Below are 14,829 nucleotides of genomic sequence, written 5' to 3'. Positions count from 1 at the left end.
CTCCACTGATCGGTACGTCACCGATGACAGCATGCCGAACGGGACCGGTGGTGGTCCACCGGTCCCGTTCACCCGAAAGGGAAAGCCGCAGGTCAGGCGATACGTTCCCGGACCACCGGCGTGGCGGTGAAGGGGGTGCCTGCGGGGGCGATGTCGTACGAGCCGGGCAGGGCCTTCAGCGCGTACTCGAACTTCTCGGGGGTGTCCGTGTGCAGGGTCAGCAGCGGCTGGCCCTCGGTCACCGTGTCGCCCGGCTTGGCGTGCAGCTCGATGCCCGCACCCGCCTGCACGGGGTCCTCCTTGCGGGCGCGGCCCGCGCCGAGGCGCCAGGCCGCGACACCGACGTCGTACGCGTCGAGGCGGGTCAGCACGCCCGAGGACGGGGCGCTGATCACGTGCTGCTCGCGGGCCACGGGGAGCTCGGCGTCCGGGTCGCCGCCCTGAGCGGAGATCATGCGGCGCCAGACGTCCATCGCGGAGCCGTCGGCCAGGGCCTTCTCCGGGTCCGCGTCCTTGAGTCCGGCGGCGTCGAGCATCTCGCGGGCGAGCGCCAGGGTCAGGTCGACGACGTCCTGCGGGCCGCCGCCGGCGAGGACCTCGACGGACTCGCGGACCTCCAGGGCGTTGCCCGCGGTCAGACCGAGGGGGGTTGCCATGTCGGTGAGCAGCGCGACGGTGCGTACGCCGCTGTCGGTGCCCAGCGCGACCATGGTGGAGGCCAGTTCGCGGGCGTCCTCGATCGTCTTCATGAAGGCGCCGGAGCCGACCTTGACGTCCAGGACGAGCGCCCCGGTGCCCTCGGCGATCTTCTTGGACATGATCGAGCTGGCGATCAGCGGGATCGCCTCGACGGTGCCGGTGACATCGCGCAGCGCGTACAGCTTCTTGTCGGCGGGGGCGAGCCCGTCGCCCGCGGCGCAGATGACGGCGCCGGTGGTGTCCAGGACGTCGAGCATCTCGGCGTTGGAGAGGTGGGCCCGCCAGCCGGGGATGGACTCCAGCTTGTCGAGGGTCCCGCCGGTGTGGCCGAGGCCCCGGCCGCTGAGCTGGGGCACGGCGGCGCCGCAGGCGGCGACCAGCGGGGCGAGCGGCAGGGTGATCTTGTCGCCGACGCCGCCGGTGGAGTGCTTGTCGGTGGTCGGGCGGGAGAGCGCGCCGAAGTCCATCCGCTCGCCGGACGCGATCATCGCGGCGGTCCAGCGGGCGATCTCGGTGCGGTTCATGCCGTTCAGCAGGATCGCCATGGCCAGTGCGGACATCTGCTCGTCTGCGACGTCGCCGCGGGTGTACGCGTCGATGACCCAGTCGATCTGCTCGGGGCTGAGCTCGCCCCGGTCCCGCTTGGTACGGATGACGGAGATGGCGTCCATGGGAGGGGAGTCCTTCCGGCCGGATGGGTGGGCGAGAGAGTCCCGTTGACTCTACGCGCATAGAGGTGGAACGTTCCGCCGCGCCTTCCGGGCGGCCCGGTCGGGCCCGCCCGGAGAGCGGCGCGGCGGCCGGGGGGATCACCCCAGGTGCTGCGGTCCGAACGACTGCGGCAGCATCTCGTCGAGCGTACGGAGCCCGTCCGGCGTTTCGAGCACGAGCCCGGGCCCGCCGAACTCGTACAGCAGCTGCCGGCACCGGCCGCACGGCACGAGCACGGAGCCCGTGCCGTCGACGCAGGTGAAGTGGGTCAGCCGGCCGCCGCCCGTGGCCGCGAGCTGCGATACCAGCCCGCACTCGGCGCACAGACTGATGCCGTACGAGGCGTTCTCGACGTTGCACCCGGTGATCATGCGGCCGTCGTCGACGAGGGCCGCCACTCCGACCGGGTACCCCGAATACGGGGCGTACGCCCGGGACATGGCGTCCCGGGCCGCCTCGCGCAGCACCTCCCAGTCGACGGGAGGCGTCGGGGTCGTCACTTGCCCTCGCCCTTGCGGTACGGCACTCCGTCGGCCTTCGGCATGCGCAGCCTCTGCGCGGACAGGGCGAGCACCAGGAGGGTCGTCACGTACGGCGCGGCGTCGACGAACTGGCTCGGGACCTGGTCCGTCAGGAAGTACCAGGTGAACAGCAGAGCGGAGACGACCGCCGAGATCAGCGCGGCGACGTACTTCTTCCGGTACAGCTGCCAGAACACGACGATCACCAGCAGGATCGCCAGGAGCAGCAGCATCGCGTGGACGTTCTCGGCTCCGCCGCGGAGCTTGAGGCTGTCGGTGAAGCCGAAGAGGCCCGCGCCCAGGGCCATGCCGCCGGGCATCCAGTTGCCGAAGATCATGGCGGCGAGACCGATGTACCCACGGCCGCCGGTCTGGCCCTCCTGGTAGATGCTGGTGGCGACGAGCGAGAGGAACGCGCCGCCGAGTCCGGCCAGCCCGCCCGAGATCGTCACCGCGATGTACTTGTACTTGTAGACGTTCACACCGAGGGTCTCGGCCGCGACCGGACTCTCACCGCAGGAGCGGAGCCGCAGACCGAACGAGGTGCGCCACAGCACCCACCAGGTGGCGGGGATCAGCAGCAGGGCGACGACGGTCAGCAGCGACAGACCGGTGACCAGGCCGCCGATGATGCCGGCGAGGTCGGAGACGAAGAACCAGTGGTGTTGCTGCAGGTCCTGCATCCAGTCCGACAGCCCCGGAATGGTGATCTTGTCGATCTCCTCCAGCCGCGGGGACTGCTTGGAGGACCCGCCGGGCTCGTCGGCGAAGGTGAAGTTGGAGAGGTAGCGGGTGACGCCGACGGCGAGGATGTTGACGGCCACACCGGAGACGATGTGGTTCACACCGAAGGTGACGGTGATGACCGCGTGCAGCAGCCCGCCGAGCGCGCCGCCGACGATGCCGAAGAGGACGCCCACCCAGGGGCCCCACTGGAATCCGGCCCAGGCACCGAACCAGGTACCGAGGATCATCATGCCTTCGAGGCCGATGTTGACGACGCCGGCCCGCTCGGCCCAGAGTCCGCCGAGACCGGCCAGACCGATCGGGACGGCCAGTTCCAGGGCGCCGGCCACCTGCCCGACCGAGGTCACGTCGTCCGCGCCGCTGATGAGGCGCACCAGCGAGACGAGGGCGAGCGCACCGGCGACGATCAGGAGGACGGCGGGCAGGGAGAGCGTGCGCCGGCCTTTGCCCTTCGGGGTGGCGACGCGTGCGGCGGAGACTTTGCTGGTGCTCACAGGGCCGCCTCCTTCTCGGTGGTGAGGGCGTGGCCGGCGGCGAGTTCCTCGCCGACCTTCTGCTGCTGGCGGCGGGTCCCGTAACGGCGGACGAGCTCGTAGCTGACGACGACGGAGATCACGATCAGCCCCTGCATGATCGTGGCGATCTCCTTCTCGAAGCCGAACTGGTCGAGCGGGGACGACGCCTTGTCCAGGAACGCGATCAGCAGCGCGCTGAGCGCGATGCCCAGCGGGTGGTTGCGGCCGAGCAGGGCGATGGTGATGCCGGTGAAACCGAGACCGACGGGGAAGTCGAGGCTGTAGGTGTGCGTGTCACCCAGCAGCGTCGGCATGCCGACGAGTCCGGCGATCGCCCCGGAGATCAGCATCGAGGTGAGGATCATCTTCTTGGCGTCCACACCGGAGGCCTGGGCGGCGCTCTCGCTCGCACCCGTGGCACGCAGGTCGAAGCCGAACCGCGTCCGGTTCAGGACCAGCCAGTAGACGAGGCCGCAGCCGGCCGCGACGAAGGTGAAGCCGTAGATCTCCCCGGCCTCCGGGCTCAGGGACAGGCCCGGGAACCAGCCGGACTCCGGGATCTCGCCCGTGGTCAGGTTGTTGGAGCCCGCAGCCTGGTCGCCGAAGTTCTTCGGCAGGATCAGCCAGGCGATCAGCGAGGTCGAGATGGAGTTGAGCATGATCGTCGCGACGACCTCGCTCACGCCCCGGGTGGTCTTGAGGATGCCCGCGATACCGGCCCAGAAGGCGCCGACCAGCATCGCCACGACGACGATCAGGGCGATCTGGAGCGGCCCGGGAAGGGTGACGCTGGCGCCGACGAGGGCGGCCACCATCGCCCCGAGGCGGTACTGCCCGTCGACCCCGATGTTGAAGAGGTTCATGCGGAAGCCGACCGCGACCGCGAGTGCGGCGAGGTAGTACGTCCCGGCCTGGTTGATGATCAGGACCTGTACGTCGCTGTACGACACCTGCTCGAACAGCAGCCGGTACAGCTCGAAGGGGTCGCGGTTCGAGATCAGCAGCACCAGGGTGCTGAGCGCGAAGGCGACGACCAGGGCGAGCACCGGGCCGGCGAAGCCCAGGATCAGCCGGTCCTTGTCGAATTTCCTCATCAGGCCTCGTCCTCCGGTGCCGCTTCGAGGTGACCGGCGGCGGCGCCGGTCATGGCCGAGCCCAGTTCCTCGGGTGTGATGGTGGCGGGGTCGGCGTCCGCGACCAGCTGCCCCCGGTACATGACGCGAAGGGTGTCGGAGAGCCCGATGAGCTCGTCCAGGTCCGCCGAGATGAGCAGGACGGCGAGCCCTTCGCGGCGCGCCTCGCGGATCTGGTCCCAGATCTGCGCCTGCGCGCCGACGTCCACCCCGCGGGTGGGGTGCGCGGCGATCAGCAGTTTCGGGTTGTGGCTCATCTCGCGGCCGACGATCAGCTTCTGCTGGTTGCCGCCGGAGAGCGAGGCGGCGGTGACCTCGATGCCCGGGGTCCGGACGTCGTACTCGCGCACGATCCGCTCGGTGTCGACGCGTGCGGCCTTCGGGTCCAGGAGCCAGCCCTTGCTGTTGGGCTTCTCCGTGACGTGGCCGAGGATGCGGTTCTCCCAGAGCGGGGCGTCCAGCAGGACGCCGTGCCGGTGGCGGTCCTCGGGGATGTATCCGATGCCGTTCTCGCGCCGCTTGCGCGTGGGGGCGGACGAGATGTCGTCGGTGTCCAGCGTGATGACGCCGCTGTCCGGACTCCGCATGCCGACGAGCGTCTCGATCAGTTCGGTCTGCCCGTTGCCCTCGACGCCCGCGATGCCGAGGACCTCGCCCTTGTGGATCGTGAAGCCGACGTCGGAGAGGACGTCGCGCACGACACCGTCCGGGTCGGTGACACCGAGGGAGAGCCCTTCGACGCGGAGCATCGGCACGTCGGTGACAGTCGACTCGCGGGTCTCCGGCGAGGGGAGCTCACTGCCGACCATGAGCTCGGCGAGCTGCTTGGTCGTGGTGTTCGCGGGGTCGGCGGTGCCCACCGTCGTACCGCGCCGGATCACCGTGATCTCGTCGGCGACGGAGAGGACCTCGCCGAGCTTGTGGGAGATGAAGATGACGGTGAGGCCCTCGGCCTTGAGCTCGCGGAGGTTCGCGAAGAGCGCGTCGACCTCCTGCGGGACGAGCACGGCGGTCGGCTCGTCGAGGATGAGGATGCGCGCGCCGCGGTAGAGGACCTTGAGGATCTCCACGCGCTGGCGGTCGGCGACCCCGAGGTCCTCGACGAGCGCGTCGGGCCTGACCCCCAGGCCGTACGCGTCGGAGATCTCCTTGATCTTCTTGCGCGCGGCGGATCCGATGCCGTGCAGCTTCTCGCCGCCGAGGACGACGTTCTCCAGGACGGTGAAGTTGTCGGCGAGCATGAAGTGCTGGTGGACCATTCCGATACCGCGCGCGATGGCGTCACCGGGGTTGCCGAACGAGACCTGCTCGCCGTCCACGGCGATGGTGCCCTCGTCCGGCTTCTGCATGCCGTAGAGGATCTTCATCAGGGTGGACTTCCCGGCGCCGTTCTCACCTACGAGGGCGTGGACCGTTCCCTTGCGTACGGTGATGCCGATGTCGTGGTTGGCCACGACGCCGGGAAAGCGCTTGGTGATGCCGTGCAGTTCTACGGCAGGGGGACTGCTGGACGCGTTGATGACGCACTCTCCTTGGCCGGACAGGAGCGGGGGCACAGAGGGCAGGGGGTGGGGTGAAGTTATCGCGCCAAAGGGCTGTCTACACGCGTAGCGCTGCCGAATCGTGAGGCGCAGGCACTCGGCACGGCCGGACTCCTGGTGCGGAGCCGGTGCGGCGGGGCACTGCGAGGGGCACAACTTCTTCGATGAGCACCCCACGGGCCCGGAGCGGCAAGGGTGCGCACTCCGGGCCCACGGGAAACCAGCGTGACGACCGGAGTCGTTACGGGGCGGTCTTGACGGTGATGGTGCCGTCGATGATTTCCTTCTTCGCCTTGTCCACGGCCGCGATGACCTCGGTCATCTTGGTGAAGGCCGGGTTGGACATGGCCAGGCCGACACCGTCCTTGTCGAGGCCGTAGCGGACCTCACCGGACTGCGGCTTGCCGTCCTGGACGGACTTGATCAGGTTGAAGACGGAGTCCTCGACGTCCTTGGTGACCGAGGTCAGGATCGACTCCTTGTAGGCGGCGAGGCCTTCCTGCTTGTACTGGTCGGAGTCGACGCCGATGTTCCACTTGCCCGCCTTGGAGACGGCCTCGATGGCACCGGAACCGGCCAGACCGGCCGCCGAGTAGACGACGTCGGCACCCTTGTCGAGCTGGCCCTGGGCGGCGGCCTTGCCGAGGTCGGGCTTGGAGAAGCCCGCGAAGTCCGGCGGCTGGGTCAGGTACTGCGGAAGGACGTTGACCGAGGCGTCGGTGTCCTTGACGCCCTGGATGAAGCCGGCCTCGAACTTCTTGATCAGCGGGGTCTCGACACCACCGATGAAGCCGACCTTCTTGGTCTTGGTGACCTTGGCGGCGGCGACACCCGCGAGGTAGGAGCCCTGCTCCTCGTTGAAGACGATGTTGGCGATGTTGTCGCCGGTCACCGAGGAGTCGTCGATGATGCCGAAGGTGATCTTCGGGAACTTCGGCGCGACCTTCTTGATGGCGGGCGCGTAGGCGAAGCCGACACCGATCACCGGGTTGTTGCCGGCGCGGGCGAGCGAGGTGAGGCGCTGGACCTTGTCCGCGTCCGACTCGCCCTCGGAGGGCTCGGCCTCGGTGCCCTTGACGCCGAGGTCCTTCTCGGCCTTGGCCAGCCCCGCGTAGGCGGCGTCGTTGAACGACTGGTCGCCGCGGCCACCGATGTCGTAGGCGATGGCCGTCTTGTCGGCCTTGGAGTCGGAACTACTGCTCGACGAGGAGGACTCGCCACACGCCGTGACGCTCAGCGCGAGTGCCGCGGACATAACGCCCACGGATGCAATCCTGGTGATCCGGCGCAAGGGAAGGCTCCTTCAAACCTGACCGAAGCGCCTCTTCCGGCGCTGGTTTCGCGGCGATCGTAACGCGCGTAGATGTCAGATAAGGACCTGTACGGAAGCCGTTATCGGATCGTCGCGAACAGGAGGTGTCATGTCCGGGTACGAGCCGTCACCCCCGCGGAACAAGAGGTGGACAGGGCGTGAGCGACCGGCCCCGCCCCACGGTACCCCGGGGCGGCCGGAAGGTCCGGAAGCTCCGGGGCCGCTGAAAGGTCAGGCGGCTCCGGGGCCACCCTCGCCCGTACCCGTGCACCCCGGCCGGCCGATGACCTTCCGCACGGTCCGGCCGCAGGTCCAGCCGGTCAGACCTCCAGCAGCGCGGCGGCGGTGAACAGCTCCACGCCGACCGTGATCGCCTCTTCGTCCACGTCGAAGTTCCCCCGGTGCAGGTCCAGGCCGCGGGTGTCCCCCGGGGCCCGTACGCCGAGCCTGGCCATGGCGCCCGGGATCTTCTCCAGGTACCAGGAGAAGTCCTCACCGCCCAGGCTCTGTTCGGTGTCCTCGATCGCATACGATCCGCGGCGGATGGTCATCGCGGCGTCGAGGAGACCGATCGTCTCCGCCTCGTTCACCACGGGCGGCACGCCACGGACGTAGTCGATCACCGTCTTCGCCCGGTACATTCCGGCCACCTCGTCGATCGCCGCGTGGACCAGGTCCGGCGCCTGCCGCCAGCTCTCCAGATCGAGGCAGCGGACCGTCCCGGACAGCTCGGCGTGCTGCGGGATGACGTTGGGCGCGTGGCCGGTCTGGAGCCGGCCCCAGGTGACGGCCATCCCCGCCCGCGCGTCGACCCGCCGTGCGAGCAGGGCGGGCACGTCGGTGGCGACCCGGGCGGCAGCGGTGACGAGGTCGGTGGTGAGATGCGGCCGGGCGGTGTGCCCGCCGGGTCCGTCCAGGGAGATCTCCACGCGGTCGCACGCGGAGGTGATGGGCCCGATCCGGAGCCCGATCCTGCCCACGTCCACCTTCGGGTCGCAGTGCACCCCGATGATCCGTCCCACGCCCTCCAGCACCCCGGCCGCCACCGCGTCGGCGGCGCCGCCGGGCAGCACCTCCTCGGCGGGCTGGAAGATCAGCCGCACCGGGCGGGGCAGCAGCCCCTGCCGGTCCAGCTGGCTCAGGACGAGTCCGGCGCCCAGGACACAGCTGGTGTGGACGTCGTGCCCGCAGGCGTGCGCCCGGTCGGGCACGGTGGACCGGTAGGAGACCCCCACCTTGGTGTCCGGGATCGGCAGCGCGTCGATGTCGCCCCGCAACGCCAGCATGGGTGTGACGCCGTCCCACTCCCCCACGTCACAGACGAGTCCCGTGCCACCGGGCAGCACCTGCGGCTCCAGCCCGGCCTTCTCGAGCCTGGCCTTGATGGCGGCGGTCGTACGGAACTCCTGGTTGCCGAGCTCGGGGTGCATGTGCAGATCACGGCGGAAGGCGATGAGCTCGGCACGCAGGTCGTCGGGCAGGGTGCCGGGCAGGACGGCCTCTGCGTGGGGCGCACGGGACTTCAACTGGTTCACCCAGTCAAGGGTAGGCCCATGACACCTGCAACTGGCTACAGATCAACTAAAGTTCAGCCGCATAGAGGAACAAAAGATGGCGCCGCGGCGTGTGACGGATGGTCGAGACGGGTAAACTCACCCCTTTTCCCACCGCGTGCACGACCTGCCGGCCGGCCCCGTCAGGGGAGTCGGAGCAGGTCCCGGAGCGTGCCGACACAGGCGGCGGCACAGGCGGCGACGTCACGCTCGGCGGGCGGGCCGGGCAGGGCCTGCGCCCCGTTCGGGGAACCCCGGGAGGCCTTCGGCCGTTGCCGCACCGGCATGTTCCGACGGAAGGCGCACACGTTGACCGGACCACGCACGGACGGCTCCGCTTCCCCTCTCGTGCACCGGACCGGGCGCAGCTTTCGCGTCTGGCGGTACGGGGTCGGGCACATGCACCTGTTGCTGCGCGCCCTGCCCGACCATGAGCACACCACCCAGCTCGACCTCCACTTCGTCGCGGTCGACGCCATGCGGCTCGCGACCATGAGCTACAAGGCGCTCGACGTACACGCCGCGGGCGAGCAGGACTTCTCCCGCGTCTACGAGGAGTCCGGCATTCCCCCCGCGTTGCGGGAGAAGCGGGTCGTCGTCCGGCTGGAGTCCCCGAGCGGTACGGGGTTCGTGCAGTGCGCACACGTCGTCCTGGACCGGCGGGAAGGAGCGACGGACGACAGGGTGCCCCTGGACGGCTACAACGACGTGGTCTGGCGCCTGCGCCCCGAGGACCTCCACGGTCCCCGGGATTCCGGCAGGTCCAGGGACGCGACGACGGGCACCGGCGGGGAGTAGCTCCCCCGGCCGGGCGTTCGGCCGACGACCCGCGCCGCTTAGGCTGCTGCCGTTGGCCAATGCATCGAAGTGGGGGGTACACGGCTGATGAGCCATGCCGCAGAGGTCTTCCAGCCACTCCAGACCGACGACCCGGCCTCGGTGTCGGGCTATCGGTTCGCCGCGCGCCTGGGCGCCGGCGGTATGGGCCGGGTCTATCTGTCGCACACACGGGGCGGCCGGCCCGTGGCGATCAAGGTGGTGCGGCCGGAGCTGGCCGATGATCCGGACTTCCGGCGGCGGTTCGCCCGGGAGATCAAGGCGGCGCGGCAGGTCCAGGGGGCGTACACCGCCGAGCTGATCGACGCCGACGCCGAGGGCACACCCCCGTGGCTGGCCACGCTGTACGTGCCGGGGCCGTCGCTGACGGAGGCGGTGGCCCGGCGCGGTCCGCTGCCGGTGCCGGCGGTGCTGTGGCTGATGGCCGGGGTGGCCGAGGCGTTGCAGGCGATCCACGCCCAGGGCATCGTGCACCGGGACCTGAAGCCGTCGAACGTGCTGCTGGCCGCCGACGGCCCGCGGGTGATCGACTTCGGCATCGCGCTGGCCGCCGGCGGGACGTCGTACACCGTGCCGGGGAGCGTGATCGGCACGCCCTCCTTCATGGCCCCGGAGCAGGCGTCCGGGGGTGAGATCACGGCGGCGACCGACATCTTCGCGCTCGGTCAGACGGCGGCGTTCGCAGCGCTGGGCCGGACGCTCTACGGCGAGGGCTCAGCCGTCAACGTGCAGTACCGGATCGTGCACTCCGAGCCCGATCTGTCCCTGCTGCCCGAGTCGCTGCGTCCGCTGTTCGCCCGGTGCCTGGCCGCCGAACCGGCGGAGCGCGCCACGCCGGCCGAGGTCGTGGAGTGGTGCCGTCAGCGGCTGGGAGCGGAGGCGGACGCGGGCGGGGGACCTGCCGTGTGGCGGGAGGTCGCCGGGCCCCGGACCGCGGCTCCGGGGCCCGTGCCGGAGCCGACGCCGGCCGGTCCGCGGCCGCCGGCGCTCACGCCCACGTCCGGGTACACGGCTCCCGGGCTCGCGCACGCCCCGGCGTACCCCCGGCCGCAGGCCGGCTGGCAGCAGCAGCCGGCGACGGTGGAGGAGCGCAGGAGCAGAAGACGCCGCACCGCGCTGATCACGGCCGCGGCTGTGACGGGAGGGGCGCTGCTGGTGGTGGCCCTGTCATGGACCCTGATGGATGCTGTGGACCGGTTCGGCGACCGGGACACGGACCGCTCCAGGACATCCGCGACCGGACCGGCCGCACGCTCGTCCGCGTCCGCACCGGGATCCGCGTCGGCCCCCTCCTCGAATGCCTCCGACGGATCCGACGCAGCCGGTTCCACACCGGTCGGGGCCGGTGACGGGGACGCCGCGTCCGCGTCACCGGCCCCGACCGACGCGCCACGGCCGGAACCCTTCCCCTTGGTGACGCTGGACGCGGATTCCTCACTGAGCCTCAAGAGCCCCGAGCCGGCGCTGAACAGCCGCAAGGGTGACGTCCGCCTCAGCTGCGGAGCGGCCGAGTGCGAACTGACGGGCGAGAAAACGGTGTTCCTGCAGATCTTCGGCGCGCACGGCACCACCCTCGACGAGTGCCGGCTCCTGCTCGGGAGCGCCGACAAGCACAGCTGGACACTGGCGGCGGCCGCGGCGGGCACCGAGTTCTGCATGAAGGACGACGAGGGGAACATCGGGCTGTACGTGCTCCAGACGAAGTCGACCGCCCTGCCGGAGGCCGCCTTCCTCCAAGGGGACCTGACCGTCTGGAGGAACGCGGACCGGTAGCGCCCTGCCGCGCAGGGCGGGCAGGGACTCCGCGAGCGGGCGCCACTCCTCGGCCGGGTGCCCAGTGCCAGGCGTGAGCGATTTCGGCGGATGTCCGCGACGCCCCGCACAGCCAGAAGGGCCGAACTCCCTCGGAGTTCGGCCCTGACGCATCTCACCGGAGAGTGGGCAGGCGGGTTCGACGGCGGAGGTGGCCCGCCCGCGCGACGCCCGTCGCTCCGTTCTTCACCCTTCCGTGGCGGCTGCGGTGACCCGCCAGGGGGCCAGCCGCTGGACGTCCTTGGCCGTCTCCGTGACGCCGCTCAGGAAGCCCTGGGCGCGGGGGGACGCCGTGTCGCGGAGCCATTCCGGCGCTATGTCGCACACCGCGACCTTCACCCCCGTGCCCACCAGGGCGAGCGGCAGGGTGTGGACCACCGTGGACGGGAAGCTCAGGACGGTGTGGCCGATGGGGCCCCGGCGGGCGATGAGCTCCAGCGGGAGGTCGGGGCGGACGATCTCCAGGCCGGTGGCGGATTCCAGGGCGTGGAGCTTGTCCGCGGACTCGCGCCGGTGGGCGAAGTAGCGGGTCGCGCCGTGGGTACGGGCGAGCGAGGTGACCGCCTCCTGGTAGGGGACGGGATCGACCACGCCCGTCTCCACCAGGGAGGTTCCGACCATGTCGGCGCCCTTGGTGATGAGGGGCGGGCCGAAGCGCTCCCGGGTCCAGGCGAAGGTGTTCGCCGTGACCTCGATGCCGGCGGGAGCCTCCACCGGCATCGCGGTGAACACCTCGACCGTGCGGGTCGCCGACGGGGTGAAGCTGCGGCGGGCCGCGGAGGTGACCGGGGTCAGGAGCAGCTCGCGCGGGCCTCCGCTCCCCCGGCGGTGCCAGCGCACCAGGCGTTCGCCGCGCGCCAGTTGCGCGACGAACTCCATGGTGGCGGTGCCGTCGTCGACGACCGTGATCCGGCGGGTGCGGACCAGGCTGAGGAGCAGTTGCACGTACCGGGAGAACGGGTCCCCGATGACGATGCGCTCGGCCTTGCGGATCAGTCCGGTCAGCGCGCGCAGGGCCTTCAGAGGCGCGCCGCTCTCTCCGCGCGCCTCCTGCCAGCGGACCGTGATGCCCTCGTCGCGGGCCAGCTCCGCCATCCTGCGCAGCTGTCCGCGCGACATCGGGTCGACCGGGGGGAGGACGACGATCGTGGTGTCGGGTCCTCCCCTGGTGTGGGTCCACTCCAGGACGTTCAGGAGCTGGACCGGGCTCTCGACGAAGGCGAGGTTCACCGGTCGGCCCGTCAGACCGCGACCGGCTCGGCGGCCGGCGCGTTCTCGGTCTCGGCGACGACGCCCGCGACCCGGCGGAGCTTCTTCATCGGGCCGAGCTCGGACTCGTAGACCTTCTTGACGCCGTCGCCGAGGGACGCCTCGATGGTGCGGATGTCACGGACGAGGCGCGTGAGGCCCTGCGGCTCGACGGAGGCGGCCTGGTCGGAGCCCCACATGGCGCGGTCCAGGGTGATGTGACGCTCGACGAACGTGGCGCCGAGGGCGACGGCGGCGAGGGTCGTCTGCAGGCCGGTCTCGTGGCCGCTGTAGCCGATCGGGACGTTCGGGTACTCCTGCTGCAGGGTGTTGATGACCCTCAGGTTGAGCTCCTCGGCCTTCGCCGGGTACGTCGACGTGGCGTGGCAGAGCAGGATGTTGTCGCTGCCGAGGACCTCGACGGCGTGCCGGATCTGCTTCGGCGTCGACATGCCGGTGGAGAGGATGACGGTGCGGCCGGTGGCGCGCAGGGCGCGGAGCAGCTCGTCGTCGGTGAGGGAGGCGGAAGCGACCTTGTGCGCGGGGACGTCGAACTTCTCCAGGAAGGCGACGGCCTCGGTGTCCCACGGGGAGGCGAACCAGTCGATGCCGCGCTTGGCGCAGTGCTCGGCGATGGCGGTGTACTCGTCCTCGCCGAACTCGACGCGGTGGCGGTAGTCGATGTACGTCATCCGGCCCCAGGGGGTGTCGCGCTCGATGTCCCACTGGTCGCGCGGGGTGCAGATCTCCGGGGTGCGCTTCTGGAACTTGACCGCGTCGCAGCCGGCGTCGGCGGCCACGTCGATCAGCGCGAGGGCGTTGTCGAGGGAGCCGTTGTGGTTGATGCCGATCTCACCGGTGACGTAGACGGAGTGGCCGGGGCCGGCGGTGCGGGTGCCGAAGGTGCGCAGGCGGGAGGTGCTCATGGTGGTGCTTCCTTACGTGGTGGGGGTGTCGGGGGTTTCGGTGGAGACGGTGAGAGTGGGGCCGAGGAGCCAGGCCGCGATCTCGCGGACGGCGCCGGAGCCGCCGGGGTTGGTGGTCACGGCACGCGCGGCGGCGCGTACCGAGTCGTGGGCGTTCGCGACGGCGACGGGCCAGCCCGCCAGGCCGAAGCAGGCCAGGTCGTTGACGTCGTTGCCGACGTAGAGCACGCGGTCGGGAGCGATGGACTGCTCCTCGCACCACTGCTTGAGTGCCAGGTCCTTGCGGTCGATGCCGTGCAGGACGGGGACCTGGAGTTTGCGGGCGCGGGCGGCGACGACCGGGTTCTGTTCCGTGGAGAGGATCAGGACCGGCAGGCCGGACCGGCGCAGGGCGGCGACACCGAGGCCGTCGCCGCGGTGTACGGCGACGATCTCGCGGCCGTCGGCGTCGATGAGGACGCGGTCGTCGGTCTGCGTGCCGTCGAAGTCGAGGACGACGGCGTCGACGTCCGCCCGGGTGGGGAACGGCGACGGGTCCAGGAGGGGCGCGAGGGCGCGGGCGCGGGCCAGGTCGTGCGGGTCGTCGATCTCCAGCACCCGGGCGGGGTCGGTCGGCACGAGTGCCGTGTGGCCGAAGAAGCGGTGGCGGTGGGTGCGGAAGCCCTCGACGTCCATGGCGTACGCGGCGCCGGTCTCCAGGTAGTCCTGGGGGCGGTCCTGGCGGCGGGGGCGTACGGCCTTGTCGTGGTTGACGCCGTAGGTGCCGTCCTCGACCGCGCTGCCGTCGCGCCACACGAAGGCGTGGAAGGGGGCGACGGTGACGGCGGTGTCGGCGCCCTCGCGGGCGACCGCGGCGGCGACGCCGTCGATGTCCTCCCGGGTGATGAAGGGGCTCGTGCACTGGACCAGCAGCACGACGTCGGCCTTCCGGCCGTGCGCCGCCGTCTCGTAGGTGTGCAGGGCGTGCAGGACCGCCGCCTCGCTCGTCGCGGAGTCGCCGGCGATGGCGGCGGGGCGCTGCACGCAGTGCAGCCGGGGCTCCTCGCCCAGTGCCGCCGCCGCGGCCCTGGCCGCGTCGGCGATCGCCGGGTCGTCGGTCGTCACGACGACGTCCGTGACCTCGGGCGAGGCGAGGCAGGCGCGGACCGCGCGGGCGACGAGCGGTACGCCGCCGACCCGGGCGAGGTTCTTCGCGGGCACGCCCTTGGATCCGCCGCGGGCGGGGATCACGGCGAGCACGGTTGGGGGCGGGGTCATGGTTGCTCCTGAATCGG

Annotated in this window: 12 protein-coding genes; 2 read left to right on the top strand and 10 right to left on the bottom strand. The window is 70.9% G+C overall.

Going from position 1 to position 14,829, the window contains the following annotated elements; translation table 11 throughout:
* Positions 1-92 precede the first annotated feature (92 nt).
* The 7 genes from ACIRJR_RS07365 to ACIRJR_RS07335 all read right to left on the bottom strand — a co-directional run bounded on the left by ACIRJR_RS07365 (position 93) and on the right by ACIRJR_RS07335 (position 8,714).
* Positions 93-1,370, bottom strand: coding sequence for a thymidine phosphorylase (locus tag ACIRJR_RS07365; protein ID WP_403775151.1), 1,278 nt, complete (start codon positions 1,368-1,370; stop codon positions 93-95).
* 138 nt (positions 1,371-1,508) lie between these two features.
* The gene (locus ACIRJR_RS07360; RefSeq protein ID WP_403775148.1) at positions 1,509-1,910 is read right to left on the bottom strand and encodes a cytidine deaminase; all 402 of its coding nucleotides are present in this window, start codon (positions 1,908-1,910) and stop codon (positions 1,509-1,511) included.
* A complete protein-coding gene (locus ACIRJR_RS07355; RefSeq protein ID WP_403775145.1) occupies positions 1,907-3,172 on the bottom strand; it encodes an ABC transporter permease in 1,266 nt (421 codons plus the stop codon). Before ACIRJR_RS07355 ends, ACIRJR_RS07360 begins: the two co-directional genes overlap by 4 nt.
* Positions 3,169-4,287, bottom strand: a complete 1,119-nt coding sequence (locus tag ACIRJR_RS07350) for an ABC transporter permease (RefSeq protein WP_403775142.1) — start codon at positions 4,285-4,287, stop codon at positions 3,169-3,171. Before ACIRJR_RS07350 ends, ACIRJR_RS07355 begins: the two co-directional genes overlap by 4 nt.
* The gene (locus tag ACIRJR_RS07345) at positions 4,287-5,870 is read right to left on the bottom strand and encodes an ABC transporter ATP-binding protein (protein ID WP_403776391.1); all 1,584 of its coding nucleotides are present in this window, start codon (positions 5,868-5,870) and stop codon (positions 4,287-4,289) included. The genes ACIRJR_RS07350 and ACIRJR_RS07345 overlap by 1 nt, the downstream gene beginning before the upstream one ends.
* Before the next feature lie 238 nt (positions 5,871-6,108).
* Positions 6,109-7,158, bottom strand: coding sequence for a BMP family protein (locus ACIRJR_RS07340; RefSeq protein ID WP_403775139.1), 1,050 nt, complete (start codon positions 7,156-7,158; stop codon positions 6,109-6,111).
* A gap of 341 nt (positions 7,159-7,499) precedes the next feature.
* On the bottom strand, positions 7,500-8,714 hold the full coding sequence (locus ACIRJR_RS07335) for an amidohydrolase (RefSeq protein WP_403775136.1): 1,215 nt from the start codon (positions 8,712-8,714) through the stop codon (positions 7,500-7,502).
* A gap of 417 nt (positions 8,715-9,131) precedes the next feature.
* Here ACIRJR_RS07335 and ACIRJR_RS07330 point away from each other — a divergent pair, with 417 nt between their 5' ends.
* Together ACIRJR_RS07330 and ACIRJR_RS07325 are read left to right on the top strand one after the other, a co-directional pair.
* Positions 9,132-9,530 (top strand): hypothetical protein, encoded by a 399-nt coding sequence (locus tag ACIRJR_RS07330; RefSeq protein WP_403775133.1) that lies wholly within the window; start codon positions 9,132-9,134, stop codon positions 9,528-9,530.
* 87 nt (positions 9,531-9,617) lie between these two features.
* Positions 9,618-11,342, top strand: a complete 1,725-nt coding sequence (locus ACIRJR_RS07325) for a protein kinase (protein ID WP_403775130.1) — start codon at positions 9,618-9,620, stop codon at positions 11,340-11,342.
* Between the two features lie 225 nt (positions 11,343-11,567).
* On the opposite strand, the gene ACIRJR_RS07320 is transcribed toward ACIRJR_RS07325, so the two are convergent.
* Genes ACIRJR_RS07320 through ACIRJR_RS07310 form a run of 3 tightly spaced genes read right to left on the bottom strand, consistent with a single transcriptional unit; the run spans position 11,568 to position 14,812 of the window.
* Positions 11,568-12,611, bottom strand: a complete 1,044-nt coding sequence (locus ACIRJR_RS07320; protein WP_403775127.1) for a hypothetical protein — start codon at positions 12,609-12,611, stop codon at positions 11,568-11,570.
* A gap of 11 nt (positions 12,612-12,622) precedes the next feature.
* A complete protein-coding gene (locus ACIRJR_RS07315; RefSeq protein ID WP_403775124.1) occupies positions 12,623-13,555 on the bottom strand; it encodes an N-acetylneuraminate synthase family protein in 933 nt (310 codons plus the stop codon).
* A gap of 12 nt (positions 13,556-13,567) precedes the next feature.
* On the bottom strand, positions 13,568-14,812 hold the full coding sequence (locus ACIRJR_RS07310) for a cytidylyltransferase domain-containing protein (protein ID WP_403775121.1): 1,245 nt from the start codon (positions 14,810-14,812) through the stop codon (positions 13,568-13,570).
* Positions 14,813-14,829 lie beyond the last annotated feature (17 nt).

Origin of the sequence: Streptomyces sp. NPDC102402 (assembly GCF_044765765.1) — a bacterium.
Taxonomy (GTDB): domain Bacteria; phylum Actinomycetota; class Actinomycetes; order Streptomycetales; family Streptomycetaceae; genus Streptomyces.
Note: the sequence above shows the minus strand (reverse complement) of the source record. Positions and strands in the feature narration are given on the sequence as shown.